The 21093-nt window shown below is 71.9% G+C and carries 21 protein-coding genes; 11 read left to right on the top strand and 10 right to left on the bottom strand.

The features are described 5' to 3' along the window. Positions 1-140 precede the first annotated feature (140 nt). Positions 141-1436, top strand: a complete 1296-nt coding sequence (locus tag AERO9AM_RS06965) for a citrate synthase (RefSeq protein ID WP_159575486.1) — start codon at positions 141-143, stop codon at positions 1434-1436. 307 nt (positions 1437-1743) lie between these two features. Then, positions 1744-2097 carry a cupin domain-containing protein gene (locus AERO9AM_RS06970; RefSeq protein WP_159575487.1) on the top strand — a complete coding sequence of 118 codons (354 nt, stop codon included), beginning with the start codon at positions 1744-1746 and terminating at the stop codon, positions 2095-2097. A 67-nt stretch (positions 2098-2164) separates the two neighbouring features. On the opposite strand, the gene AERO9AM_RS06975 is transcribed toward AERO9AM_RS06970, so the two are convergent. Together AERO9AM_RS06975 and AERO9AM_RS06980 are read right to left on the bottom strand one after the other, a co-directional pair. Continuing rightward, on the bottom strand, positions 2165-3544 hold the full coding sequence (locus AERO9AM_RS06975) for a DEAD/DEAH box helicase (RefSeq protein WP_159575488.1): 1380 nt from the start codon (positions 3542-3544) through the stop codon (positions 2165-2167). Between the two features lie 218 nt (positions 3545-3762). Then, positions 3763-5166 carry an MFS transporter gene (locus AERO9AM_RS06980; RefSeq protein ID WP_159575489.1) on the bottom strand — a complete coding sequence of 468 codons (1404 nt, stop codon included), beginning with the start codon at positions 5164-5166 and terminating at the stop codon, positions 3763-3765. 139 nt (positions 5167-5305) lie between these two features. On the opposite strand from AERO9AM_RS06980, the gene AERO9AM_RS06985 reads away from it, so the two are divergent. Then, positions 5306-5875 carry a TetR/AcrR family transcriptional regulator gene (locus tag AERO9AM_RS06985; RefSeq protein WP_159575490.1) on the top strand — a complete coding sequence of 190 codons (570 nt, stop codon included), beginning with the start codon at positions 5306-5308 and terminating at the stop codon, positions 5873-5875. 4 nt (positions 5876-5879) lie between these two features. Here AERO9AM_RS06985 and dapD read toward each other — a convergent pair whose 3' ends face one another. Continuing rightward, a complete protein-coding gene (gene dapD / locus AERO9AM_RS06990) occupies positions 5880-6833 on the bottom strand; it encodes a 2,3,4,5-tetrahydropyridine-2,6-dicarboxylate N-succinyltransferase (RefSeq protein ID WP_159575491.1) in 954 nt (317 codons plus the stop codon). Between the two features lie 65 nt (positions 6834-6898). On the opposite strand from dapD, the gene dapE reads away from it, so the two are divergent. The 3 genes from dapE (at position 6899) to AERO9AM_RS07005 (ending at position 9456) form a co-directional block, all read left to right on the top strand. Next, positions 6899-7972, top strand: coding sequence for a succinyl-diaminopimelate desuccinylase (gene dapE, locus AERO9AM_RS06995; protein ID WP_159575492.1), 1074 nt, complete (start codon positions 6899-6901; stop codon positions 7970-7972). Then, the gene (locus AERO9AM_RS07000; protein WP_236602519.1) at positions 7965-9203 is read left to right on the top strand and encodes a hypothetical protein; all 1239 of its coding nucleotides are present in this window, start codon (positions 7965-7967) and stop codon (positions 9201-9203) included. The genes dapE and AERO9AM_RS07000 overlap by 8 nt, the downstream gene beginning before the upstream one ends. 79 nt (positions 9204-9282) lie before the next feature. Then, on the top strand, positions 9283-9456 hold the full coding sequence (locus tag AERO9AM_RS07005) for a DUF3117 domain-containing protein (RefSeq protein ID WP_159575493.1): 174 nt from the start codon (positions 9283-9285) through the stop codon (positions 9454-9456). 86 nt (positions 9457-9542) lie between these two features. Here the strand turns inward: AERO9AM_RS07005 and AERO9AM_RS07010 are convergent, their stop codons facing one another. Next, positions 9543-10178: an O-methyltransferase gene (locus tag AERO9AM_RS07010; protein ID WP_159575494.1), complete on the bottom strand. Its 636-nt coding sequence runs from the start codon at positions 10176-10178 to the stop codon at positions 9543-9545. 97 nt (positions 10179-10275) lie between these two features. On the opposite strand from AERO9AM_RS07010, the gene AERO9AM_RS07015 reads away from it, so the two are divergent. Continuing rightward, a complete protein-coding gene (locus tag AERO9AM_RS07015) occupies positions 10276-10746 on the top strand; it encodes a Sec-independent protein translocase TatB (RefSeq protein WP_159575495.1) in 471 nt (156 codons plus the stop codon). 45 nt (positions 10747-10791) lie between these two features. Here AERO9AM_RS07015 and AERO9AM_RS07020 read toward each other — a convergent pair whose 3' ends face one another. The 3 genes from AERO9AM_RS07020 to AERO9AM_RS07030 are packed head-to-tail and all read right to left on the bottom strand — an operon-like array spanning position 10792 to position 13708. Continuing rightward, positions 10792-11919 carry an Mrp/NBP35 family ATP-binding protein gene (locus tag AERO9AM_RS07020; RefSeq protein WP_159575496.1) on the bottom strand — a complete coding sequence of 376 codons (1128 nt, stop codon included), beginning with the start codon at positions 11917-11919 and terminating at the stop codon, positions 10792-10794. Next, a complete protein-coding gene (locus AERO9AM_RS07025) occupies positions 11916-12437 on the bottom strand; it encodes a DUF1003 domain-containing protein (protein ID WP_159577420.1) in 522 nt (173 codons plus the stop codon). The genes AERO9AM_RS07020 and AERO9AM_RS07025 overlap by 4 nt, the downstream gene beginning before the upstream one ends. After that, complete coding sequence (locus AERO9AM_RS07030) at positions 12437-13708, bottom strand: magnesium transporter (RefSeq protein WP_159575497.1); 1272 nt, start codon at positions 13706-13708, stop codon at positions 12437-12439. The genes AERO9AM_RS07025 and AERO9AM_RS07030 overlap by 1 nt, the downstream gene beginning before the upstream one ends. Before the next feature lie 88 nt (positions 13709-13796). Between AERO9AM_RS07030 and AERO9AM_RS07035 the strand changes: the two genes are divergently transcribed. From AERO9AM_RS07035 to AERO9AM_RS07045, 3 genes are read left to right on the top strand one after another with little or no spacing between them, the layout of a single operon-like run. Next, positions 13797-14564 carry a general stress protein gene (locus AERO9AM_RS07035; RefSeq protein WP_159575498.1) on the top strand — a complete coding sequence of 256 codons (768 nt, stop codon included), beginning with the start codon at positions 13797-13799 and terminating at the stop codon, positions 14562-14564. Then, positions 14561-15271 (top strand): alpha/beta hydrolase family protein, encoded by a 711-nt coding sequence (locus tag AERO9AM_RS07040; protein ID WP_159575499.1) that lies wholly within the window; start codon positions 14561-14563, stop codon positions 15269-15271. The genes AERO9AM_RS07035 and AERO9AM_RS07040 overlap by 4 nt, the downstream gene beginning before the upstream one ends. Then, positions 15268-16446, top strand: coding sequence for a MalY/PatB family protein (locus AERO9AM_RS07045; RefSeq protein WP_159575500.1), 1179 nt, complete (start codon positions 15268-15270; stop codon positions 16444-16446). The genes AERO9AM_RS07040 and AERO9AM_RS07045 overlap by 4 nt, the downstream gene beginning before the upstream one ends. Positions 16447-16501: 55 nt before the next feature. Here AERO9AM_RS07045 and AERO9AM_RS07050 read toward each other — a convergent pair whose 3' ends face one another. The 3 genes from AERO9AM_RS07050 to AERO9AM_RS07060 form a co-directional block, all read right to left on the bottom strand. Beyond that, entirely contained in the window at positions 16502-17371 is an 870-nt protein-coding gene (locus AERO9AM_RS07050) for a phosphotransferase (RefSeq protein WP_236602520.1), read from the bottom strand. A 44-nt stretch (positions 17372-17415) separates the two neighbouring features. Beyond that, positions 17416-18849 carry an aminopeptidase P family protein gene (locus AERO9AM_RS07055; RefSeq protein WP_159575501.1) on the bottom strand — a complete coding sequence of 478 codons (1434 nt, stop codon included), beginning with the start codon at positions 18847-18849 and terminating at the stop codon, positions 17416-17418. Positions 18850-18982: 133 nt separating this feature from the next. Further along, the gene (locus AERO9AM_RS07060; protein WP_236602521.1) at positions 18983-20485 is read right to left on the bottom strand and encodes a S8 family peptidase; all 1503 of its coding nucleotides are present in this window, start codon (positions 20483-20485) and stop codon (positions 18983-18985) included. Between the two features lie 191 nt (positions 20486-20676). On the opposite strand from AERO9AM_RS07060, the gene AERO9AM_RS07065 reads away from it, so the two are divergent. Next, positions 20677-21072: a DUF3054 domain-containing protein gene (locus AERO9AM_RS07065; protein WP_159575503.1), complete on the top strand. Its 396-nt coding sequence runs from the start codon at positions 20677-20679 to the stop codon at positions 21070-21072. The last annotated feature ends 21 nt before the right edge of the window (positions 21073-21093 follow it).

A 21093-nucleotide genomic window follows, 5' to 3' on the forward strand; every position in this document is an offset into this window, starting at 1 on the left:
GTTTCCGAACCCGTTCCGGCCGCAGTCTTGGTCGTTTTCACAGTAGGTGCAGACGGGGGATAGGCTGTACCAGCGTCGCGATCCGCGCCCACCGGCACGATCGCACATCCCCCAATTGACAGACGCATGAGGAGGTCTGCGTGAGCGCAGCGGGCGAGCGGCCTACGAAGGCGACGCTGACAGTAGGCGAGACGACCGCGGAGTTCCCGGTCCTGCACGGCACGGACGGGCACGCCAGCATCGACTTCTCCACCCTCACCCGGCAGACGGGCCACACCGGTCTGGACTACGGGTTCGTGAACACGGCGTCGACGAAGTCGGCGATCACCTTCATCGACGGAGACCAGGGGATCCTGCGCTACCGGGGGTATCCGATCGAGCAGATCGCGAACGCCTGCAGCTACCTCGAGGTCGCCTGGCTGCTCATCTACGGCGAGCTTCCCACGCCCGCCGAGCTGGCCGAGTTCGACGAGAAGATCCGCCGGCACACGCTGCTGCACGAGGACCTGAAGCACTTCTTCCAGGCGCTGCCCGACAACGCGCACCCGATGGCCGTGCTCTCCTCGGCGGTCGCGGCTCTCTCGACCTATTACGAGAACGAGTCGGATCCGCACAACCCCGAGCACGTCGAACTGAACACGATCCGCATGCTCGCCAAGCTCCCGGTGATCGCGGCCTACGCGCACAAGAAGAGCATCGGTCAGGCGTTCCTGTACCCGGACAACTCGCTGAGCTTCGTGGACAACTTCCTCAAGCTGAACTTCGGCGTGCACAGCGAGCCGTACGAGATCAACCCGGTGATGTCGAAGGCGCTCGAGCTGCTGCTCATCCTGCACGAGGACCACGAGCAGAACGCGTCCACGTCGACCGTGCGCCTCGTCGGCTCCACGGGGGCGAACCAGTTCGCCTCCGTCTCCGCGGGCATCCAGGCGCTCTCCGGCCCGCTGCACGGCGGCGCGAACGAGGCCGTGCTCACGATGCTCGGGCAGATCCGCGACTCGGGCCAGAGCATGCAGCGCTTCGTGGAGCGCGTGAAGAACAAGGAAGACGGCGTGAAGCTCATGGGCTTCGGGCACCGGGTCTACAAGAACTACGACCCGCGCGCCAAGCTCGTCAAGGCCGCCGCGGACCAGGTGCTCGCCGAGCTCGGCGTCACCGATCCGCTCCTCGACCTGGCGAAGGAGCTCGAGGAGATCGCGCTCGCCGACGACTACTTCCGGGAGCGCCGCCTCTACCCGAACGTCGACTTCTACACCGGCGTGATCTACAAGGCCATGGGCTTCCCCACCCGGATGTTCACCGTGCTGTTCGCGATCGGCCGCCTGCCCGGCTGGCTGGCGCAGTGGCGCGAGCTCAACCTCGACCCGCAGACCAAGATCGGCCGCCCGCAGCAGCTCTACACGGGCTCGCCGGAGCGCGAGTTCCGCCGGAACTGAGCCCGGCGCGGGTGACGGGCGGCCGGGGCACATCCACCGCGCGCCACGTCGCGCATCCGCCGCCTCTTGACGCCGTTCGGCGGCGGGTGTAGGACACAGGTGACTGGGGGCGGCAAGGGACGGTCGAGCTCGATCTGACGACGCCGCAGGGCGGGGCAGGACGTGGCGGCGCCACGATCCGCGACTCCGCACACGACGATCATCGCCGGGCGGCACGGGCGCGCTCGGCCGCGTCCGTCGCGGCATCATGAGCGTCCCGGGTGAGCGCTGCCGGTGCCGTCCACCCGATCACCCGCGGGAGGTTCTCATGTCTGACAAGCACAACATCGAGACGCCGCACGAGCGGCGCCCCTTCCAGGACCACGGTCACATGGACGTCGTCACCCTGGGCGACTTCACGATGGGACGGGGTGTGTTCGAGCCCGGCTGGCGCTGGTCGAACGACGTCAAGCCGATCGCCGGCACCGAGTCGTGCCAGACCCACCACACCGGGATCTGCCTCGAGGGGCGGATGACCGTGCGGTTCGATGACGGCACGGAGCTGGATATGGGACCGGGCGACGTGGTCGACCTCAGCCCGGGCCACGATGCGTGGACCGTCGGCGACACGGCCTGCGTGTTCCTCGACACCGGCGTGAAGGGCTACGCGAAGCCGGCCTGAGCCCGACGATGCAAGACGACGGCCGCGAGACCTGAGGTCCCGCGGCCGTCGTGCGCTCAGAGGGTCGTCAGCGCGCGGTCGGCGTCCCCTGCGGGCGCGACGACCGGCGACGGCGCCGCCGAGCGGGTGCAGGAGCGGCGACGTCCCCGGACGCGTTCGCGCGGTGCGGGGAGCCCTGTCCCTGGCGCTGCTGGTTCTGCCGCGGCGCCCCGGCGTTCGCGGCCGGCTTCTTCTTGGCCGGCTGCTGCTGCACGGGCTTGGGCGCCGGCTTGACGTACGCGGCCTTCTCGCCGATGAGCTCGATGACGGCGGGGGAGGCTGCGGACACCTGCTCGATGCCCGCGCTGATCTGCGCCTTGCGGAGCAGGTCCTTCACGTCGCGCCGCTGCTCCGGCAGCAGCACGGTCACCACCGTGCCGGCGGCGCCCGCGCGTGCGGTGCGGCCGGAGCGGTGCAGGTACGCCTTGTGCTCGGCGGGCGGGTCGACGTGCACGACCAGGTCGACGTCGTCCACGTGCACGCCGCGCGCTGCCACGTCGGTCGCGACGAGGACGCGCACGCCGCCGTCCGCGGGATCCGCGGAGAACGCGGCGAGGTTGCGCTCGCGGGCGTTCTGGCCGAGGTTGCCGTGCAGGTCGACGGCGGGGATCCCGGCCGTCGTCAGCACCTTGGCGAGCTTCTTCGCCTGGTGCTTGGTGCGCGTGAACAGGATCCGGCGTCCGCTGCCCGAGGCGAGCGCGCTGACGAGCGTCTTCTTCGCGTCGGCGTCGGCGACCTCGAGCACGCGGTGCGTCATCTCGCCCACAGGCACGCTGGCCTCGTCGACCTCGTGGCTGACCGCGTTCGACAGGAAGCGGCGGGCCAGGACGTCGATGCCGTTGTCCAGCGTCGCGCTGAACAGCAGGCGCTGACCGCCCTGCGGCGTGGCGGCGAGGATGCGGGTGACCCCGGGCAGGAAGCCGAGGTCGGCCATGTGGTCGGCCTCGTCGAGCACCGTGATGCGCACCTCGTCGAGGCGCACCACGCCCTGCTTCATGAGGTCCTCGAGGCGGCCGGGGCAGGCCACGACGATGTCGACGCCGCGGCGCAGCGCCTCCTCCTGGGGGCGCTGGCTGACGCCGCCGAACACGGTCGTGACGCGCAGCCCTGCGGCCTTGGCGAGGGGAGCGATGGTCGCCGCGATCTGCGTGGCGAGCTCGCGCGTCGGTGCGAGCACGAGGCCGCGCGGGTGCTGCGGCCGCGACGTCGCCCCGGTGAGGCGCGCGACGAGCGGGATCGAGAACGCGAGAGTCTTGCCGCTTCCCGTGCGGCCGCGACCGAGCAGGTCACGGCCGGCGAGCGAGTCGGGCAGGGTGCCCTGCTGGATGGGGAAGGCTTCGGTCTTGCCGTCGCCGGCGAGCACCGCGGCCAGAGGCGCGGGCACGCCGAGATCGAGGAAGGAAGGCATGGATATCTCCTGGACCGGGTGTGCCGGTCGCATACGGGCGTCTGCGTGACGCGAAAGGTCGCCGCTCGAGAACCGGATCACGAGGGGGAGCGGTGCTCCGCTGCCGTGGAGAAGAACTCTGTCCGTTCCGAGGGGGAACGGGAGGATCCGGGAAGGCGACGAGAAGCCGGATGATCCGACATCCCATCCATCCTATCCCGGATCCCGGGCCCCGCGGTTCAGGCCGCGTCGGCGAGCACCGGGACGGCCATGGAGCCAGTGGTCTCCGGAACCCTGCGCGTGCGCACGGCCCACACGATCACGCCGGCCAGCAGCGTGCTGACCGCGACCAGCGCCCAGGCGGCGGCGAAGCCGGAGGCCGTGCCGTGCGCGGAGGAGCCGAACACGATGGCGCCGGTCGCGGCGGATCCGATCGCGGATCCGATCGTGCGCAGGTTCGCGTTCACGCCCGTCGCGACCCCGGTGACCTGGGCCGGCACGCTCTGCACGACGATCCCCGCCGAGGCCGCGTAGGCGAGCCCGCAGCCGATGCCGAAGCCGGCGCCGGCGAGGGCGAGCTGCCATGGTGCGGAGTGCGCGAGCGCGGCGGCGGCCCCGGACGCGGCCATCAGGCCCGCGCCGATCACGAGCAGCGTGCGCAGGGAGAGCACTCGGTTCAGGGCGCCCGTCGCGAAGCCGATCCCGCTCATGCCGATGAGCATGGGCACCAGCATGAGGCCGGCATCCCGGACGGAGAGCCCGGTGCCGCCCGCCGCGGAGGCGAGCTCGAGGAACTGCGGCAGGTAGCCCCAGAACGCGAACACCCCGGCGCCGATCAGCAGCGAGGCGGCGTTCACCGGCCAGATCGCCGGAGAGGCGAGCAGCCGCAGGTCGACGAGAGGCTCTGCGGCGCGCAGCTCGGACACGATCCAGCCCGCGAAGGCGAGGGCGGCGACCACGAAGAGTCCGAGCACGGCAGGCGAGGTCCAGCCCCAGCGTGCGCCGGTGCTGAGCGGCACGAGCAGCGCCACCAGCCACAGCGACAGCAGCACGGAGGAGCGCGTGTTGACGCGGCCCTGCGCGCGCACCCCGGTGTCGCGGACCGCGGTGAGGGTGAGGAATGCGCCGAGCGCGGCGACCAGGAACGGCACCGCGAACGTGCCGCGCCAGCCCACGAGGTCGGCGAGCGGGCCCGCGAGCACGGTGCCCGCGGCTCCGCCGATGCCGATGACGGCGCTCACGATGCCGATCGCCCCGGTCACGCGCTCGCGGGGGAGGGCGTCGCGGAGCAGCCCGTAGGCCAGCGGGAACAGGGCGCCGCCGATGCCCTGCAGCACGCGGGCGGCGATGAGCACCTCGAGGGACGGCGCGACGGCGGCGAGCACGTCGCCGGCCGCGGTGACGCCGAGCGTGGCCAGGAACGTGGTGCGGCGGCCGCGCAGGTCCCCGACGCGGCCGAGGGTGGGAGTGGCGACGGCGGCGGCGATGAGCCAGGCGGTCATCGTCCAGCTGGCCGCGTCGGCGGTGACGCCGAACTCGGCCTGCACCAGGGGGACGAGGGGGATGACGAGGTTCTGCAGAAGTGCGATGGAGGAGACCGCCACGGCGATGGCGACCAGGATCGAAGTGGATGAGCGGGACATGAGTTCCCTTCCGGAGCCTGGAGAAGAGGGGTAAAGTGGGAGGAGACCTCCGAACGGAGGGTGCCTCCGGATTGAGATTAACGGAGGGTGCCTCCGCTTCGCAAGAGGTTCCCGAGACTTTTCTGGAAGGGACGGCACGATGGGCGGTCAGAACCGCGCGACGACCACGCTGGAGGAGCGGCGGCCGCGCCGTGCCGACGCGGCGCGGAACTTCGACGCCCTCGTCGCCGCGGGCCGGGAGGCGTTCGCCGAGGACGGATCCGGGGCATCCCTGGAGGACATCGCCCGTCGCGCCGGCGTCGGCATCGGAACGCTGTACCGCAACTTCCCGACGCGGGACGACCTCATCGAGACGCTGTACCTGCGCGAGGTCGCCGCGCTCGCGGATGCCGCCGACGAGGTGGCGGACCTCGAGCCCTGGGCCGCGCTGGAGGCGTGGCTGAGCCGGTTCGTCGAGTACGTGGGCACCAAGCACGTGCTGCTGGACGGACTCAATCGCGAGTCGTCGGTGTTCGCGGAATGCCGTGGCGTGATGCTCGGCGCGGGGGAGCCCCTGCTGGTCCGCGCTCAGGCGGCGGGTGCCGCCAAGAAGGACGTCGCGATCGCCGACGTCGTCAAGCTCATCGCGGGCGTGAGCGCGGTCGCGTACGACGACGAGGAGCAGCGCCGCCGCGTGCTGTCACTCGCGATCGGGTCGCTCCGGGCCTGACGGCTCAGGCGTGCAGCGCCTCGTTCAGCGTCACCCCGACGCCGGCGCGGCGGACCGCCTCGACCGCGCCCGAGAGAGAGTTGCGGCGGAACAGGATCCCGTTCTCGCCGCTGAGCTCGGCGCCCTTGACGACCGGGCGTGCGCCGTCGGCCGTCGGAGCGGCGTCGGCGAGCACGATCTTCGTGCCGGCGGTGACGTAGAGGCCGGCCTCGACGATGCAGTCGTCGCCGAGCGAGATGCCGATGCCGGCGTTCGCGCCGAGCAGGGTGCGTGCGCCGATCGAGACGCGGTGGGTGCCGCCGCCGGACAGCGTGCCCATGATCGAGGAGCCGCCGCCGATGTCGGATCCGTCTCCCACCACGACGCCCTGCGAGATCCGGCCCTCGACCATCGAGGCGCCGAGCGTGCCCGCGTTGAAGTTCACGAACCCCTCGTGCATGACGGTGGTGCCCGGGGCGAGGTGCGCGCCCAGCCGCACGCGCGAGGCATCGGCGATGCGAACGCCCTGGGGGAGGACGTAGTCGGTGAGCCGGGGGAACTTGTCCACGCCGGAGATCTGGATCCCGGCGCGCTGCAGCAGCGGGCGCAGGCGGGCGGCGTCGGCCGGCAGCATCGGGCCTGCGTTCGTCCAGGCGACGTTCGGCAGGTGGGCGAAGATGCCGTCGAGGTTCAGCTCGTTCGGGCGCACCAGCAGGTGCGAGAGCGCGTGCAGGCGCAGGTAGGCGTCGGCGGTGGATGCCGGCGCCTGGTCCAGATCGATCGTCAGCTGCACGGCCTCGACCGTGACGTTGCGGCGCTCGTCGGGGCCGGCCAGCGCCTCGAAGGTCGCGGCAGAGGCGGCGCGGTCGCCGGCCGAAGGCGCACCGGTGCCGATCTCGGCGAACCAGGCGTCCAGGACGGTGCCGTCTCCGGCGATGGTGGTCAGTCCGGAGCCGTGGATCGTGCGCGCGTCGGTCATGCGTCCACGCTACCGAAACCTGCCGTCCAGCTTGGCCTTCATGACGCGGCGCTAGGGTGGGAGGCATGCCGCTCGATCTCACCGCCTCCGCGGCGGACATCACCCGCGCGATCTGCGACATCCCCAGCGAATCGGGATCCGAGGCACACCTCGCCGACCTGATCGAGGACGCGATCCGCGACCTGGGCCATCTCGAGGTGATCCGCGAGGGCAACACGATCGTCGCCCGCACGAACCTCGGGCGGGCGCAGCGCGTCGCGATCGCGGGCCACATCGACACGGTTCCCATCAACGGCAACGTGCCGACGCGCGACGTCGAGATCGACGGCGAGCCGATGATCTGGGGCCGCGGGACGGTCGACATGAAGGCCGGGGTGGCGGTGCAGCTCAAGCTCGCCGCCGAGCTCACGGAGCCCGCGGTGGACATCACCTGGATGTGGTACGACAACGAGGAGGTCGAGGCCGCACGCAACGGGCTGAGGCTCCTCGCCGAGAGCCGTCCCGATCTGTTCCAGGCCGACTTCGCGATCCTCGGCGAGCCGTCCAACGGCGAGGTCGAGGGCGGGTGCAACGGCACCCTGCGCGCCGTGGTGCGCACCACGGGCGTCCGCGCGCACTCCGCGCGTGCATGGATCGGCGAGAACGCGATCCACCGCGCAGCGCCGATCCTCGCCCGCCTGGCCGAGTACCGGCCGCGGGAGATCGCGGTGGACGGCCTGGTGTACCGCGAAGGGCTCAACGCCGTGCGGATCAGCGGCGGCATCGCCGGCAACGTCATCCCCGACCTGTGCGAGATCGAGGTGAACTACCGGTTCGCGCCGAGCAAGTCCGCCGCCGACGCCGAGGCGCACGTGCGCAACGTGTTCGCCGGGTTCGCGGTCGAGATCACCGATGTCGCGGAGGGGGCGCGCCCCGGGCTGGACGCGCCGATCGCGCAGCAGTTCGTCGCGGCGGTCGGTGCGACGCCGAAGCCGAAGTACGGCTGGACGGACGTGGCGCGCTTCTCCGCGCTCGGCATCCCCGCCGTCAACTACGGACCGGGGGATCCGCATCTCGCACACCATGACGAGGAGAGGGTCCCGGTCGCGCAGATCACGGCCACCGAGCAGGGGCTGCGCTCCTGGCTCCGCGGTGTCTGAGCGCGCCGCCCTGCCGCGCGGCGCGGCACGGCTCTACGCCCGCACCCCTGCCTGGGCCGGCATCCTCGGGATCTACCTGGGCGCGCGGCTGATCACCACGGTCCTGCTGCTGATCGCGACCGGGCTCTCCGGCGCTCCCGGATCCCGGTTCGGGCCCCACGCCACGATCGCCTCGTTCGTGAGCGGCTGGGACGCGCAGTGGTACTGGTACATCGCGGTGTACGGCTATCCGACCACGCTGCCGCTCGGCCCGGACGGGCACGTCACGCAGAACTCCTGGGCGTTCCTGCCGCTGTACGCATGGGTGTCCCAGGTCGTCGGGCTGCCGTTCGGCGCGGGCGGCTGGCCCATCGGCGCCGCGATCGTCTCGCTCGTGGCGGGCTACCTCGCCTGCCTCGTGCTGTTCCGCATGATGCGGGGCAGGATCGGGCGGATGGCGGCCGTCTGGACCGTGGTGTTCTTCGCGGCAGGCCCCCTCGGCGCCCTGTTCCAGGTCGGCTACGCCGAGGTGCTGAACATGCTGTTCCTGCTGCTCGCGCTGGACGGGCTGATGCGCCGCCGCTACGTGCGGCTCTATCCCCTCATGGTTCTCATGGGATTCACCCGCCCGGGCGTGCTGGCGTTCGCTCTCATGCTCGGACTCATGCTCGTGCTGCGCTGGTTCCGCCGTCGCACGGATCCGCTGGCCGGGCGCGAGATCGCGCACTACCTCGGGCTCGGCGCCCTCGGGGTCGTGGTCGGCTTCGCGTGGCAGGTGATCGCGGGGATCGCCACCGGCGTGCCGAATGCGTATCTGGAGACAGAGCTCAGCTGGCGCGGGTTCTGGATGCCGCAGACCGGGAAGCCGTCGTTCGCGCCGTTCGAGGGCTGGCTGTCGGCGATGCCGTACTGGGCGAAGCTCCTCGGGCTGCCCGGATGGGTCGGCCTGGCCGTGCTCGGCCTGCTCGTCGTGCTCTTCGCGGCGGCACTGATCGCGGGACCCGGCGTGCGGCGGCTGGGCCCGGAGATCCGTCTCTATGCGGCCAGTTACACGCTGTACCTGCTCGCGGTGTTCTTCCCGCAGTCCAGCACGCTGCGGCTGCTGTTCCCGCTCGCGCCGCTGTGGGGCGCGGTGGGCTGGCGTCGTTCGTGGTGGCTGCGGGGGACGGTGCTCGTGCTGTGCCTGTGGCTGCAATGGGTGTGGATCGCGAACGTGTACGGATACGCCGACACCTTCTGGCGCGTGCCCTGACCGGCGTCGGCGCGGTAAGCGGTGTCCGGGCACCCACTAATATGGAAGCTGTAGACCACCGAGGAAAGGGAGCACCGCGATGGCAGCGATGAAGCCGAGGACCGGCGACGGACCGATGGAGGCCGTGAAGGAGGGCCGGCTGATCATCGTGCGCGTCCCGCTCGAGGGCGGCGGACGTCTGGTCGTCTCCGTCAACGACGCCGAGGCGAAGGAGCTTCACGACGTGCTCAGCAGCGTCGTCTCAGCAGCCTGACGACTCGCACGATTCCACGAATCAGAAGAGGGACCGCCGATCTCGGCGGTCCCTCTTCTCGTGTCTTCGCTCCGCGCGCCCGCGCGTCAGCTCTCCGCCACGCTGGTCAGCTGCAGCAGGCCCTCGCCCACGGTGCTCAGCGCGGCCAGCACGGCGGGGGACTGCTGGGTCTCCTGGATGAGCGAGCGGTAGGCGACCGTCACGTCGTCGCGCTGCACCGGATCCGCGACCCGTCCGCCGGCGAGCACCCGCGGCACCAGAACCGATCCGCCCGCGCGGACCAGGCGCAGACCGTGCTCGACGTACTCGATCACGTTCTCCGGATCCGCATCGACCAGCACGATGTCGTAGGCGGCCTCGTTCATGCGCGGCAGGACGTCGGCGGCCCGGCCGGCGATGAAGCGCGCCCGGGTGGGGGCGATCCGCGCGTCCTGGAAGGCGGCGCGCGCCGCCGCGAGGTGCTCCGGCTCGTTGTCGATGGAGGTGAGCACGGCCTTCGGCGCGCCGCGCATCAGCCACAGCCCGGAGACGCCCGCCCCGGTCCCGATCTCGACGATCGAGCGAGCTCCGGTGGCGGCGGTCAGCACCGCGATCTGCGCGCCCACGGCCGCGCTGATCGGCTGCGCGCCGAGCTCGATCGCGTGCGCCCTGGCACGGGCGATCTCGTCCGGTTCGACGATGGCTTCGCGGACGTACCGCGCGTTCGCGTCCTGCTCGCTCACTTCGACTCCCTGGCGGCCCGATGGATGCGCCGCATGCTTTCTCAGCGTAGGCGCAGAGCGTGCGCGATGCGGCCAGGCACGGCGGTACCCTTGTGACATGTTCTTCGGCATCACCATCGAGAAGCTGCTCGTGATCGGCGTGATCGCGGCGCTGATCGTGGGTCCCGAGCGGCTCCCGCGGTACGCGGAGTCGTTCGCGCGCCTGGTCAAGAAGGCGGGCGACTATCTGCGCGGCGCGAAGGAGCGCATGCGCGAAGAGGTCGGCCCGGAGATCGACGAGCTGGACTGGCGCAAGCTCGACCCGCGCCAGTACGACCCGCGGCGCATCATCCGCGACGCCCTGCTGGACGACACCCCGGTCGCCCCCCGGCCGGCAGCCCCGGCGACGCCTGCGGAGCCGGGTCCCGCCGCTGCGGCCACCGGTTCGGCGGCCTCCCTGCTGGCGACCGCCACCGCCATGAACGCCGCATCGGCAGGTGCCGAGCCGGCAGCGGCCGCTCCCGCATCCCGGGCGCCGAAGGTCTTCTCCGCCGAAGAGCTGCCGCCGTACGACAGCGAAGCCACCTGACCCTCCGCCGCGTCGTCGTCTCGCTCGAGTACCCGAGGGGACGCCTCAGCGGGGGCTGAAGGGCAGCGGGCGGCCGGACAGCCCGCGGCCGGCGCGGTCCACGGCGTCGGCGACGGCCAGGATCGCTCGTGCCGCGGGGTCGGCCGGGTCGGACAGAACCACGGGAACGCCCGCGTCCCCGCCCGTGCGCAGCGCGGGGCTCAGCGGCACCGAAGCGATCAGCGGAACCGGATCCGCGTCCTGCGACAGCGCATCGGCCACCGCCTGCCCGCCGCCCGCGCCGAACAGGTCGAGCGCCGTGCCGTCGGGCAGCGTGAGCGCGGACATGTTCTCCACGACGCCGATCACGCGCTGCCCGGTCTGCCGCGCCACCAGACCGCTGCGGATCGCCACCTCGGCGGCCGCCTCCTGCGGGGTGGTGACCACGAGCACTTCGGCGTGCGGCAGCAGCTGGCCCAGAGTGATCGCGATGTCACCGGTGCCGGGCGGCATGTCGATGAGGAGCACGTCGAGATCCCCGAAGAACACATCGGTGAGGAACTGCTGCACGGTGCGGTGCAGCATGGGCCCTCGCCAGGCCACGACCGACTCGCCCTCGCGCAGGAACATGCCGATCGAGATCGTCTTCACGTCGTGCGCGACCGGGGGCAGCATCAGGTCGTCGATGCGGGTGGGCTGGGTGCCCGGTGCGATGCCGAGCAGCCCCGGGATGGAGAAGCCGTGCACGTCGGCGTCGATCAGCCCGACCCGGCGCCCGCGCGCGGCGAGCGCCACCGCGAGGTTGGCGGTCAGCGACGACTTGCCGACGCCGCCCTTGCCGCTGGTGACGGCGATCACGCGCGTGAGCGCGTCCGGGCCGAACGGCATCTGCCGCGGCGCCCGGCCGTCGCGCAGCCGCTCGGTGAGGGCGCGCCGTTCCTCCGGCGTCATCACCCCCACCGCGACCTGGACGGCGTCGACGCCGGCCACCGCCGCTGCGGCCGCGTGCACGTCCGCTTCGATCCGGGTCGCCGCGGGGCAGCCCACGATCGTCAGCGCGATGCCGACATGCGCCACGCCGTCGGTCACCGTGATCTCGCGGAGCATGTCGAGGTCCGCGAGGGGACGACGCAGCTCCGGATCGGTCACTGCTCCGACGGCACGGCGAACCGCATCGGCGAGCGCATCCGTCACGGTGTCTGCTCCGCCGGATCCTCGTCGCGCAGCTCTGCCAGCATCGCCTTGAGCTCGGCGCGCAGCACCTCACGGGTGACGCCCTGCGACGACCGCTCCTCGAGCGCCATCCGCAGCGCGACGATCTCGCGCGCCAGGTACTCGGTGTCCGCGAGGTTGCGCTCCGCACGCTGGCGATCCTGCTCGATCTGCACCCGGTCACGGTCGTCCTGCCGGTTCTGCGCGAGCAGGATCAGGGGAGCGGCGTAGGACGCCTGCAGCGACAGGATCAGCGTGAGCAGGGTGAAGTTCGTGGCGGCAGGGTCGAACTGCAGCTCCTTCGGCATGGCGATGTTCCACCACAGCCACACCGCGACGAACGCGGTCATCCCGATGAGGAACCCGGAAGTGCCCATCGCACGTGCGAAGGCCTCGGAGAAGCGCCCGAACCGATCGCTCGACTGCTGTGCACCGCCGCGGCCGAGCATGCCGCTGCGCCCGCGCGGTGCGTCCAGACCCTGACGGCGCGCGCGCGCCATCATCCTGCCGCTCCCTGCGCGCGAGCCGGCTGCTCATCCGCGTCGTGCGAGCGCCAGTCGTCCGGCAGCAGGTAGTCGAGCACGTCGTCGACGCTGATCGCGCCGACGAGACGGTGCGCCTGATCCACGACCGGCAGCGACACGAGGTCGTAGCTGGCGAGCATGCGCGCCACCTCCGCCGCGGACGCCGTCGCGGGCACCGGTTCGAGGGTGTCGTCGACGATCGCGCCGAGCCGTTCGTGCGGGGGATAGCGCAGCATGCGCTGGAAGTGCACGACCCCCAGCAGGCGTCCGGTGGGGGTCTCGAACGGCGGGAGCGTGATGAACACGGCCGCCGCGAGGGCGGGGTGCAGCTCGTGCCGGCGGATCAGCGCCAGCGCCTCCGCCACCGTGGCGTCGGCGGACAGGATGATCGGCTCGGGGGTCATCAGACCGCCGGCGGTGTCGGGGCTGTAGCGCAGCAGCATGCGCACGTCCTCCGCTTCCTCCGGCTCCATGAGCTCGAGGAGGTGCTCCAGCCGGCCCTGGGGGAGCTGCGCGAGGAGGTCGGCCGCGTCGTCCGGCTCCATCTGGTCGAGGATATCCGCCGCGCGCTCGTCGCCGAGGCGGTCCAGGATGTCCATCTGATCGTCCTCGGGCATCTCCTCGAGGGCGTCGGCGAGGCGCTCGTCGGGCAGCTCCTCGGCGACCTCGATGCGGCGCTGCTGCGGCAGATCCAGCAGGGTGTTCGCCAGATCGGCGGGATGCATCTCCGCGTAGGTCGCGACGAGCTGCTCGGCCGACTGCGCCTCGCCGGGGTGGTGGTGCTCACGCACCTCGTTCCAAGTCGCGAACGTGGTGGGACCCTTCGCGAACGGGGAAGCGCTCGTCTTCGGCTTGCGCAGGAACAGCTGGCTCACCGACCACTCGCCGAGCCGGTTCGGCTCGATCGCGACGTCCTCGATCACGGCCGTGCCGGAGGCGTCCGCGAAGTCGACCCGGCGGCCGATCAGCTCGGCCATGATGCGCACCTCTCCGTTGCGCGGCTTGAAGCGGCGCACGTTCATCAGCCCCGAGGTGATGACCTGCCCCGTGCTGATCGAGCCGACGCGTCCGATGGAGAGGAAGACCTGCCGGCGGCCGGGGATCTCGCACACCAGCCCGATCACCCGCGGGGCCGCGCTACTTCGGTACACGACGACGACATCTCGGACTTTGCCGATCCGGTCGCCGGCGGGGTCGAACACGGCGCACCCGGCCAGGCGCGCGACGAAAACCCGCTGTGTGCTCATGCTTCCAGCGTACTGTCCTGCACCTTGGGATCCGGGGCGGGTGACGGCATCCGGTGGAGTCGGAGCGGCCGCGTGGAACAATGGTCGGATGAGCATGCTGAACGCGTCGGGCCCCGCGGGCGAGATCGGGGAGACGGTCGCCACCGTGACCGAGTACGAGGCGGCGCAGAAGCTCGTCTCGCAGCTGATCGCCGGGGAGATCCCCGCACGGGCGATCGCGATCGTCGGCGTCGGCGTGCAGACCGTCGAACGGGTCACCGGGCGCCTGGGCTACGCGAACGCGGCGCGCTCCGGCGCTGTCAACGGCCTGCTCATCGGCCTGTTCCTGTCCGCGATCTTCGTGCTCGGCAACCCTGCGGTCCCCATGCAGGCCTTCATCGGGATCCTGTTCGTCGGCGTCGCGATCGGCATGATCCTCAGCCTCATCACTTACTCGATCGTGCGCCGCCGCCGCGACTACGCGAGCGTGATGCAGCTGCGGGCCGACCACTACGAGGTGACGGTGCTCCCGGCCTCGGTCGGCAAGGCGCGACAGGTGCTCGGCCGCTCGGTGACCCCGATCCCGCGCCCTGCTCCCGGCACCGCCGCCGAGCCTCCGCAGTACGGCGAGCGCATCGAGGAGCCGCCGCGCTACGGGGAGCGCGTGATCCCCGAGCGCCCGCCGATGCCGCCCGCGGCCCGGATGCCCGCCGAGGAGACGGCCGCGCCCGCCGCGCCCCCTCAGGAGGCGACGCCCGAAGCGGCCCCGGAGGCGCGCGGCGCGGAGGAGGCGGCTCCGGACGCCCCCGCCGGGCCGGCCGACGGCGAGAAGCCCGCCGACGGCGAGAACGCGGCGGGCGACGGCTCGTCCCGATGACTGTCGCGGCCGAGGAGCGGTTCCGGGTTCCGGTGCCGCTGCCCGCCGGATCCGTCGAGGTGTCCGCAGCCTACGGCGTTCCGCCCGCGGAGTCGTCGGACGGCGCTCCGACCGTCGTCATCGCGCACGGCGCCGGCGCCGGCATGGACCACCCGTTCCTGCTCGGACTCGCCGCGGAGCTGCGGGTCGCCGGGCTGAGGACCCTGCGCTTCACCTTCCCGTACCTCGAGGCCGGCCGCCGCATGCCGGGCCCGGCTGCGCACGCGATGCTGACCTGGCGCGCCGTGGTCGCCGCTGCGCGGCAGCGCGGGAGCGGATCCGTGTACGCCTGCGGCAAGTCCTACGGCGGGCGGATGGCGTCGATGGCCGCGGCGGAGGAGCCGGGGCTCGATGTCGAAGGGCTCGTCTACCTCGGCTACCCGCTGCATCCGCCGGGCCGCCCGGACAAGCCCCGCGTCGAGCACCTGCCGGCGGTGCGGCAGCACCAGCTGTTCGTGGAGGGCACGAACGACCCCTTCGTCCAGCCGCTCGCGCAGCTAGAGGAGGCCGTCGCGTCGTGCCGGCACGCGACCATCGCCTGGGTCGAGGGCGGCGGCCATTCCTTCGAGGTGAAGGGGCTGAAGCGCCCGCCGGCGGCCGTCGGCGCGGCTCTGGCGCCGGTCGTGAGCGAGTTCGTCAGCAAGAGAGAGGCAGGAGCAGGCGCATGAGCACCGCGGAGGAGCTGGACGCGATCGGGGTCGACCGGCTGCGTGCGGCCGGAAGCCTGAAGTGGTCGGTGTTCCCCGATGCTATCGGCGCGTTCGTCGCCGAGATGGACTTCCCGCTCGCGCCCGCGGTCGCCGACGCGGTGAAGGGCGCGGTCGACCGGGGTCTGACCGGCTATCTGCCGTCCGCGGTGCGCGAGCGGATGTCGGAGGCCGCGGCGCGCTGGCAGCGGGACCGCTACGGCTGGGACGTCACCGCGGATCAGATCCGCCCCGTGCCGGACGTGCTGACCGCTCTGCGCGCCACGATCGACTTCTTCACCGCCCCCGGCTCGAAGATCGTGCTGCCCACTCCGGCGTACATGCCGTTCCTGACCATCCCGGCGATGCACGACCGCGAGATCGTCGAAGTCCCGATGCTCGTCAAGGACGGCCGCCACGTCTACGACCTGGACGGCATCGACCGGGCGCTCGCCGACGGCGGCGGCCTCCTGATCCTGTGCAACCCGTACAACCCGCTCGGCCGCGTGTTCGAGCGCGCCGAGCTGGAGGCGGTCGCCGAGGTCGTGGAACGGCACGGCGCGCGGGTGTTCTCGGACGAGATCCACGCGCCGCTGGTCTTCGCACCGCACCGGCACGTGCCCTACGCGAGCATCAGCCCCGCGACCGCCGCCCACACCATCACCGCGGCCAGCGCATCCAAGGCGTGGAACCTGCCCGGGCTCAAGGCGGCTCTGGTGATCCTGACGAACGACGCCGATGTGCAGACGTGGGCGCGACCGGAGGTCGCCTGGGCGGAGCACGGCACCGCGAACCTCGGAGTGGTCGCCACGACGGCCGCGTTCGACGAGGGACGCGAGTGGCTCGCCGGGACCCTCGACTACCTCGACGGCAACCGCCGGCTGCTCGGCGAACTCCTCGCCGAGCACATCCCCGCGATGGGCTATCGCGCCCCGGAGGGCACGTACATCGCCTGGCTGGACGCGCGCGACTTGGGCATCGACGGATCGCCCGCCGACTTCTTCCGCGAGCATGCCGGTGTCGCCATGACGGACGGGATCGCCTGCGGCGCGGCGGGGGAGGGCTTCCTGCGCTTCATCCTCGCCACGCCGCGCCCGATCATCGAGCAGGCGGTCCGGCAGATGGCCGCGGCGCTGCGCGAGCACGCCGCCGGCTGACCGCGAGCACGCCGACGGCGGCGCGTGGCGTTCATGTCCTGCCGCTGCGGGACGGTCAGCCGGCCAGATCCGGATCCGCCAGCAGCCGGCGCACGGTGCGCACGCCGAGGGCGGCCATGACGGGGTTGGAGCTCTCGTAGTACCAGCCGAGCCCCATCGCCTGCTGCAACGCCCATGCCGCCCCACGCCGCCATTCCGCTTCGTCGGCGCCGAGCGCGGTCCGGAGCCGTCGCCGGGCGTCCAGATCGAGCAGGTGCCACGCCACCACGAGGTCGAGCGAGGGGTCCGCAGGGCCGAAGGAACCGCCGTCGAGCACGCCCGCCAGCCGGCCGCCCTCCGAGAGCAGCAGGTTCGGCGGGATCAGATCCCGGTGAGACATGACGTCCGCGCCGGGATGGGGAATATGCGACAGCCGCTCCCAGAGTGCGCGCGCAGCGTCGACGTCGAGCAGATGCGCGCTCTTCTCGAAGCAGAGCGTCATCCACGTCTCATGCGCGCGGAGATCGCCGCCCCTGCCTCGTCCGTCGAAGCTGCGCCCGCGCAGCGGGGCGGCCCGGAGGGCGAGGATCAGGCGCGCCAGGTCGTCCGCGAGTCCCGAGGGCGGGGCGGCAGCGCCCTCATCCGGGAACGCCTCCGCCGCGGTCCGGCCAGGGAGCCAGGTCTGCACCGCCCACGCCGAGGGGTACCGGTCATCGCCGTCGGCCACCCCGAGCACCGTGGGAGCGGGGAACGGCGAGACCGCGGCGAACTCGTCCAGTGCGGCCGCTTCAGCGGCGACCTCGGTGAACGCGGCGCGCTGGAGCGGGAAGCGCGCGACGTGCGCATCCCCGATCCGGAACAGCGCATTCACCGTGCCCGGTGTCTCCACCGCGCGCACCGGGAGCCCGGCCAGGCCGGGAAAGGCCGCCGCGATCCTGCTGGCCACGGCGGCCTCGTCCACCCGGAGCTGCCCGGGGTGCATGTCCTCGGTCAGGACGCGGATCCCTGTACGCGGGCGATCCAAGCCTCGACCTCGGCGGAGGTGCGCGGGATCCCCGCCGACAGGTTCACCGGGCCGTCGGCGGTCATGAGGATGTCGTCCTCGATGCGCACGCCGATGCCGCGGTATTCCTCGGGAACGGTGACGTCGTCGATCTGGAAGTACAGGCCGGGCTCGATGGTGAACACCATGCCCTCCTGGATCAGACCGTCGTAGTACATCTCTCGACGCGCCTGGGCGCAGTCGTGCACGTCGATGCCGAGATGGTGGCTCGTGCCGTGCACCATGTAGCGGCGGTGCTGCCCGCCCTTGTCGGCATCGAGCGCCTCCTCCGCGGTGACGGGGAGCAGACCCCACTCGGCGGTGCGGCGCGCGATCACGTCCATCGCCGCCGCGTGCACCTCGCGGAACGGCACGCCGATCTTCGCCGCGGCGAAGGCGGCGTCGGCGGCCTCCACGACGGTGTCGTAGATGCGGCGCTGCACGTCGGTGAAGGTGCCGCTCACCGGCAGGGTGCGCGTGATGTCGGCGGTGTAGAGGCTGTCGGCCTCCGCCCCTGCGTCGATGAGGATGAGGTCGCCCGGCAGCACCGCGCCGTCGTTGCGGGTCCAGTGCAGGTAGCAGGCGTGCGGGCCGGACGCGGCGATGGTGTCGTAGCCCTCCCAATTGCCGTCGCTGCGGGCGCGCTGGTGGAACACGCCCTCGACGATGCGCTCTCCGCGGGGGTGCGCGATCGCGCGCGGCAGGTCGCGGATGATGTCGTCGAAGCCGTTCGCGGTGATCTCCACGGCGCGGCGCATCTCGGCGATCTCGTATTCGTCCTTGACCAGACGCAGCTCGGAGACGAACCGGGTGAGCTCGGGATCCTCGTCGACGACGAGGTCGTCGTCGCCCGCGGCGAAGTCGTCGAGGTGCGCCGTGGCGAGCCCCAGGTCGGCGGCGACGCCGGCGAGCGCCGGGCGGGGGCCGATCCAGAACTCGCCGATCGTCGCGTCCGAATAGAACTCGCTCGTCGTGCGGTCGGCGCGCTCGCGGAAGTACAGGGTGACGTCGTGGCCGTCGGCGGTGGGCTCGAAGACGAGCAGCGAGTCGGGCTCGGCGTCGGCGGCCCAGCCGGTGAGATGGGCGAACGCCGAGTGGGCCCGGAACGGGTAGTCCGTGTCGTTGCTGCGCTGCTTGAGGGATCCGGCGGGGATCACCAGGCGCTTGCCGGGGAACGCCGCGGACACCGCGGCCCGTCGTGCGGCGGCGTAGGGGGCCTGTGCGCGCGGGGCGGGAAGGGCCTCGGGCCGTTCGGCCCAGCCCGTGGAGATCGTGTCGAGGAAGCCCTGCGGGAAAGGCTGGCGGCGGTTGTTGCTCGTCGAGGGGGTCGCGGTGGCGGCGTCGCCTGACTGCTGCTCGATCGTGTCGTGCTCGGAGGTCATGGATCCATCCTCTCACCGTGCGATGAAGCCCGGATCCGCGCGTGGAACGCAGAAGGATCCGCGCCGGGAACGCAGAAAAGGGGCCCGGCCCGCCACGATCGGCGGACCGGACCCCTGCACGCTCCGCCTCAGCTCACTGCACGGCCTTGAGCGCGTTCACGATGCCGTGGCCGTAGTAGCTGTTCAACTCGGGCGTTCCGACGCACGCGGGCGCGGGGATCCCCGGCACCACCTGCGGCGCCGAGCACGGGGTCGGGGTCGCGTCGTCCTCGAGCTTCTGCACCAGCTGCGCCGGGGTCAGCTCAGGATGGGCGGACTTCATCAGCGCGAGCACGCCGGCGACGTGCGGGGACGCCATCGAGGTGCCGCTCTTGAGCCCGTAGCCGCCGGGGATCGTGGAGAGGATCCGGGATCCGGGCGCGGCGACGTCGATCTCGCCGAGACCACGGTTGGAGAAGTAGGACAGATCGCCCGTCTGGCGGATCGAGGAGACCGTCACGACGCCGGGCACCTGCGCCGGGATGTCCTTGCAGCCGGCGTTGATCGTGCGCGGGGTCGGGGTCGCCGCATCGTCGGGGCTGCCCAGGTCCTCGGTGTTCACCGTGAGGTCGACGTGCGAGTTGCCGGCAGCGGCCGCGCTCACGACGCCCTTCTCGGACGACCAGTTCACCGCGCGGGCGACCGCCTCGCGGACGGCGGCCTGGTCGGGCTGGTCGTCGCACCAGAACTCGAACGGGTCGATGTAGTAGCTGTTGTTGGTCACATCCATTCCGCGCTGCGCGGCCCACATGAAGCCGCAGACGGCGTACTCGGGGTAGATGAAGCCGTCGTCGTTCACGACCTTGACCGAGGCCAGTCGCACGTTGGGGGCGACGCCGACCACGCCGACGCCGTTGCGCACGCCGGCGATCGTTCCGGCGACGTGGGTGCCGTGATCGGAGGTGGTCGGGTACCAGCCGCCCTCGCTCTGGTCCGGGCGTCCGCCGGCCGTGCAGTTCACCGAATCGGCGACGTCGATGTTCGCCTGCAGATCCGGGTGGGTCGGGTCGATGCCCGAGTCGAGCACGCCGACGAGCACGTTGCGGCTGCCGTCCGTGACCTGGTGCGCCTGATCCGCCTGGATCATCGTCAGGTCCCACTGCTGGCCCTCGAGGGAGTCGGATCCGGTCGCGGGCACCGGCTCGGTGGGCTCGTCGCCGTTCAGCGGCTTGTTCTTGCCCTGGTTCCAGCCGGAGGAGCCGGGACCCCAGGGCGCCTGCGGACCGGTGACCTTGTCCTTCACCTCGACCGTGCGGGTCGCGCCCACCGACGCCACGGCGCCCCGGCCCTTGGCCTTCACGGTGTCGCGGAAAGCGGCCCGGTCGGACTGAGCGATCACCACGCCGATCTCGGGCCAGCTCTGCACGACGACGCCGCCGGCGTCGGTCACCGCTTTCTCCGCCTTGCGGGTCTGGCCCGGGTTGGCCTGGCCGGTGTTGACGACGTAGCTCATCACGGTGCCGTCCGGCGGGTTGATCGGGACGGGGGTGGAGGCTTCGCTCGTCGCCGCGGTGGCGCTGACGGATCCGGCCAGAACCAGGCCCATCGCTGCGACGGTGCAGGCGATGGTGCGGAACGAGCGCGGGGATTTCGACATCCTCATCGGTGAGGGTCCTCTCGTGGGGGTGGATGCCGGTTCGGCGACCGGCGGGGGCGGATGGCCCTGCCAACGTTTCTAGCGGGCGCTCCCAGCCATTTCAACGCTTGCTGATAGACCGCGCTCAGGGTATGGGGGGGCGAGACTCCAGGCGGGCGGGGCGCCACAGGTTCGGCGTCTAGCGTGGAGGCATGACCGATTCCGCAGCCGTCCGCCGCCGTGTCCTGTCCTGGCCGTGGGCGGTGGGCATCGACGCGGTGCTCGTCGTGGTCTTCGCCGCGATCGGGCGGGCAAGCCACGAGCACTCCCTGAGCGTCCTCGGCGTGCTGGAGACGGCGTGGCCGTTCCTCGCGGGGCTCGTCGCGGGCTGGATGCTGCTGCGGGCGTGGAAGGCGCCGACCGCGCCGCTGCGCACCGGGGCGCTGCTCGTCGTGGTCACCGTGGCACTGGGGATGGTCCTGCGCGTGGTCAGCGGCGGCACGACCGCGGTCGCCTTCATCATCGTCGCCACGGTCACCCTGCTGGCGTTCCTCGTCGGCTGGCGCGGGATCGCGGTGCTCGTGGCGCGCCTGCGCGCTCGCCGCTGAGCTGCGCGCCCACCCCTCGGC

Origin of the sequence: Microbacterium sp. 8M (assembly GCF_902506375.1) — a bacterium.
In the GTDB taxonomy this organism is placed as follows: domain Bacteria; phylum Actinomycetota; class Actinomycetes; order Actinomycetales; family Microbacteriaceae; genus Microbacterium.

Coding starts and splice junctions, on each gene's coding strand:
- AERO9AM_RS06970 (WP_159575487.1), top strand. CDS start 1,744: ATGTCTGACAAGCACAACATCGAGACGCCGCACGAGCGGCGCCCCTTC.
- AERO9AM_RS06975 (WP_159575488.1), bottom strand. CDS start 3,544: ATGCCTTCCTTCCTCGATCTCGGCGTGCCCGCGCCTCTGGCCGCGGTG.
- AERO9AM_RS06980 (WP_159575489.1), bottom strand. CDS start 5,166: ATGTCCCGCTCATCCACTTCGATCCTGGTCGCCATCGCCGTGGCGGTC.
- AERO9AM_RS06985 (WP_159575490.1), top strand. CDS start 5,306: ATGGGCGGTCAGAACCGCGCGACGACCACGCTGGAGGAGCGGCGGCCG.
- dapD (WP_159575491.1), bottom strand. CDS start 6,833: ATGACCGACGCGCGCACGATCCACGGCTCCGGACTGACCACCATCGCC.
- dapE (WP_159575492.1), top strand. CDS start 6,899: ATGCCGCTCGATCTCACCGCCTCCGCGGCGGACATCACCCGCGCGATC.
- AERO9AM_RS07005 (WP_159575493.1), top strand. CDS start 9,283: ATGGCAGCGATGAAGCCGAGGACCGGCGACGGACCGATGGAGGCCGTG.
- AERO9AM_RS07015 (WP_159575495.1), top strand. CDS start 10,276: ATGTTCTTCGGCATCACCATCGAGAAGCTGCTCGTGATCGGCGTGATC.
- AERO9AM_RS07025 (WP_159577420.1), bottom strand. CDS start 12,437: ATGGCGCGCGCGCGCCGTCAGGGTCTGGACGCACCGCGCGGGCGCAGC.
- AERO9AM_RS07030 (WP_159575497.1), bottom strand. CDS start 13,708: ATGAGCACACAGCGGGTTTTCGTCGCGCGCCTGGCCGGGTGCGCCGTG.
- AERO9AM_RS07035 (WP_159575498.1), top strand. CDS start 13,797: ATGAGCATGCTGAACGCGTCGGGCCCCGCGGGCGAGATCGGGGAGACG.
- AERO9AM_RS07040 (WP_159575499.1), top strand. CDS start 14,561: ATGACTGTCGCGGCCGAGGAGCGGTTCCGGGTTCCGGTGCCGCTGCCC.
- AERO9AM_RS07045 (WP_159575500.1), top strand. CDS start 15,268: ATGAGCACCGCGGAGGAGCTGGACGCGATCGGGGTCGACCGGCTGCGT.
- AERO9AM_RS07055 (WP_159575501.1), bottom strand. CDS start 18,849: ATGACCTCCGAGCACGACACGATCGAGCAGCAGTCAGGCGACGCCGCC.
- AERO9AM_RS07060 (WP_236602521.1), bottom strand. CDS start 20,485: ATGTCGAAATCCCCGCGCTCGTTCCGCACCATCGCCTGCACCGTCGCA.
- AERO9AM_RS07065 (WP_159575503.1), top strand. CDS start 20,677: ATGACCGATTCCGCAGCCGTCCGCCGCCGTGTCCTGTCCTGGCCGTGG.